This window comes from Cryobacterium sp. M91 (assembly GCF_002929615.1).
GTDB lineage: Bacteria > Actinomycetota > Actinomycetes > Actinomycetales > Microbacteriaceae > Cryobacterium > Cryobacterium levicorallinum.
The window spans coordinates 1-3358 of sequence record NZ_PJJT01000029.1; the positions used below are offsets into that span (position 1 = coordinate 1).

Here is a 3358-nt window from a genome sequence, read left to right on the forward strand (position 1 = left end):
TATTCGGCGGCCCCGAAACGCACTACTGACCGCATCACTCCGTGGCCCCCGAGGTCAATATCGATGGCCCCCAGCAGGGCTAATACTCACTCTGTCGCCGCCGCGGCTGAGGCGATGCCGGCTCGTCTTGCCGGATGACGCTGGAATGGGGGCGACGCCGACAAGGGCCGCGAACTGCGCTTCAGTGGCGATGCGTTCGGGGTTGTCGCCCACGGTGACGAGGAGCTGGCTGGCTACTTCGATGCCAACGCCGGGGACGTCCCGCAACAGCGGTGCGCTGTCCCGGAGGATCTCTGCCAGCGCCTTATCGGTGTCAAGAATCTCCCGCTCGAGAAATTGGTATCGGGCGGCGAGCTTCTTCAAAGTGAGGGCCGTTGCCGTGCCAGGATCTGTGAGGTTTCCTACTGGACGGGAGCGTTCCAACGCCAGGATGAGTTGTGCGCTCCTCAGGGCGCGAAACCTGCTCCGCACATGCTCGGGAGCGGAGACGAGGATTCCCTTGATCTGGTTGATGGAGATGGTGCGCGCCTTCATCGCTGAGCTGCGAGCGGCGCGGAGGACGCGGAGGCATTCGACGGGGCCGTCTTTGGTTTTCGGCGTCGAGATGCCTCGTTCCGCCAAGACCGATTCCGCTGCTTGGTAGGCGTCCAAAGGATCCGATTTTCCGCGTAAGCGCCGTGCTTGGCGGTTGGGTCGGTTGACCTCGTGGACGGGGAGTCCTGCTGTTCGCAGAACTCGACTGAGTTCCGCTCCGTAGCTGCCGGTTCCTTCGACGCCCACGCCGATGACCAGACCGAAGTGGGTGATGACGGCGAGGACGTTCCGGTAACCGGACCCGGCCGCCAGGAATTCTTCAGCAGCGAGGTGTTTGCCGTGGTCGTCGATGATGGCGACGTAGAGAGTATCGGAGTGGGTGTCGACGCCGACGATGATATTCGGTATCTCTGTTGCCATGATGAAATTGCCTTTCCATTGCGTCCATCTGGGTGAAAGATGGGCACGTTGGCCAGGTGGGCAGACAAGACGGTAATGGGAATTCGCTTCAGGCTCCTATAAAGTCATGTCCGCCTGGTCAGCGCACCGTGAGCAGCCTTGAGGCCGCGGACAGATCACGTAAAAGACAATCCTTTGGGACGTCAGTCAGGGTTAGGGTCACGCAGCCTCAAGACTCTTCTCATCATTACCGTCAGGGTTGGGTGAGGCCAGTAGCTAATAGCAAGTCCGCCGTGTGACGTAGGGCGAGAATCAGGAATCACCACCACGTCCAGCCCGTCTGTGATCGCCGTGCGCGACGATAGTCATATGAGTAGTACCGGACCCCGAGCTGGTGGTCCGACCTCGAGAAGGTCGTTCAGTCCAGCGCAGAAGCTTGCCCATTTGGCTGCGTATGACGCGGCGATCAAGGACCACGAGGGCGGCGCGTATCTGCACACCGAGGGGTTGCACTCCTCGCAGATCACGGAGTGGCGCAAGCTTCGTGACGCCGGTGTCCTTGCGGGGAAGAAGGCCGGTGAGAAGATTGGCCGGTTGACGCCGGAGCAAGCGGAAATAGCCCGGTTGCGCCGCCAGCTGAGCAGGACCGAGCAGCGCCTCGAGACGACGGGGGTGGCGTTGGAGGTCATGTCAAAAATGCACGAGCTACTCGAAAGTCTTTCGAAGAGCTCGCGGGACGAAACACCGCATACGAAGCCGTAATGATCGCTTACCGCGAACTGGCTAGCCGAGGGATCTCGACTCGCGTCGCGGCCGACTTGGTCGGGATACCTCGAGCGACCGCCACCAGGAAACCACGCATCCCGATGGCTGGGCCGTCGCCGATACCGGCGAACAAGATCGATGATGCCGGCCGCCGGCAGATTCTCGCTGTCGTCAATTCGGAGTCGTTCGTGGATCTGCCGCCGATTCAGATTTACGCGCAGCTGCTGGATGCGGGCACGTACTTGTGCTCAATATCAACGATGTATCGGGTGTTGAACGAGAACCAGCAGGTCCAGGACCGCCGCCGCCAGGCACGCCATCCGGCCCGGGCGATCCCGGAATTGATCGCCACGGGACCCGGCCAGGTGCTCAGCTGGGATATTACGAAACTCGCTGGACCGGTCAAGGGGAAGTACTTCGATGCCTACGTGATGATCGATATTTACTCCCGCTACATCGTCGGCGCGTATGTCCACTCGTCGGAATCGGGCGAGCTGGCAGTAGAGATGATGAAGGAAATCTTCGGCATTCACGGCGTCCCTCAGGTCGTGCACGCTGACCGCGGCACATCAATGACGTCCAAGACCGTCGCCGCATTGTTATCTGATCTGGAGGTCACCAAGTCGCATTCGAGGCCGCGCGTGAGCAACGATAATCCCTACAGCGAGGCGTGGTTCAAGACCCTCAAATTCGCTCCGACGTTCCCCGAACGCTTCGGCTCCCTCACCGACGCGAAGACCTTCATGGCCTCGTTCGTCGACGGCTACAACCACGAACATCGCCATTCCGGGATCGGCCTCAATACGCCAGCAGACGTTCATTACGGCCTCGCCGAGGCGAAGGCCGTCGAACAGGCAGCGACGCTGGACGCGGCCAGGGCACGCTTCCCCGAGCGATTCAGCACCAGCCACGCACCAAAGAACCTGACCATTCCCGCGACGGCATGGATCAACAAACCGGCCGACAAACCGACTGAGAACGACGGGCTCGAACTAGGGCGTGTCTCCTAACGGCTTCAGCCAGATTGTGATGGCCCGCAGGATGACTCCGCCGCGGTAGTTGACGGCGAGCTTGTCGTATCGGGTCGCGATGCCGCGCCATTGTTTGAACGCCTGAAAGCATCGCTCGATCACGTTGCGGCGTTTGTAGGCCTCCTTGTCGAATCCTGGAGGCCGGCCGCCTTTCCCTCCCCGCCGTTTGCGGTTGGCGATGTGGTCGGATTTCTCCGGAATCACGGCTTGGATGCCGCGGTCGCACAGAAGCTTTCTGTTCGCCTGTGACGCATAAGCTTTATCGGCCATGGCGCGATCAGGCTTGGTCCGAGGACGCCCCGTGCCGCGGCGTGGCACTCTCAAGCTCGACATTACGTGCGGAAACATGGGCGAGTCACCGCCCTGCCCGTACCCAGAAGAAGGACGAGAGGACGCATATTCGCGTCGCACAGCGCGTGGATCTTCGTGGTNGTACCCAGAAGAAGGACGAGAGGACGCATATTCGCGTCGCACAGCGCGTGGATCTTCGTGGTCAAACCACCCCGTGACCGGCCAATTGCATGATCAGGTGGCTCGACAAGCAGATCCGTGTAATTTGACAGTTCCCCCCGTGGCCCGGCCGAGGTTCGTGCCGTGTTGATGCGCCCGGTTCACGGTCGAGTCCACCG

At 61.1% G+C, this 3358-nt stretch carries 3 protein-coding genes; 1 reads left to right on the forward strand and 2 read right to left on the reverse strand.

From position 1 onward, the window contains the following. Nucleotides 1–54: 54 nt before the first annotated feature. Nucleotides 55–954 (reverse strand): IS110 family transposase, encoded by a 900-nt coding sequence (locus CXY80_RS00305; protein ID WP_104131148.1) that lies wholly within the window; start codon nucleotides 952–954, stop codon nucleotides 55–57. Between the two features lie 348 nt (nucleotides 955–1302). Between CXY80_RS00305 and CXY80_RS00310 the strand changes: the two genes are divergently transcribed. Continuing rightward, nucleotides 1303–2708 (forward strand): IS3 family transposase gene (locus CXY80_RS00310; RefSeq protein ID WP_104131150.1). Its coding sequence is split into 2 segments (ribosomal slippage): nucleotides 1303–1624 and nucleotides 1624–2708, totalling 1407 coding nucleotides; the frame shifts between segments, so codons are not numbered across the junction. Here the strand turns inward: CXY80_RS00310 and CXY80_RS00315 are convergent. Continuing rightward, the gene (locus CXY80_RS00315) at nucleotides 2691–3203 is read right to left on the reverse strand and encodes a transposase (protein ID WP_104131149.1); all 513 of its coding nucleotides are present in this window, start codon (nucleotides 3201–3203) and stop codon (nucleotides 2691–2693) included. The genes CXY80_RS00310 and CXY80_RS00315 overlap by 18 nt on opposite strands. Nucleotides 3204–3358: the final 155 nt, after the last annotated feature.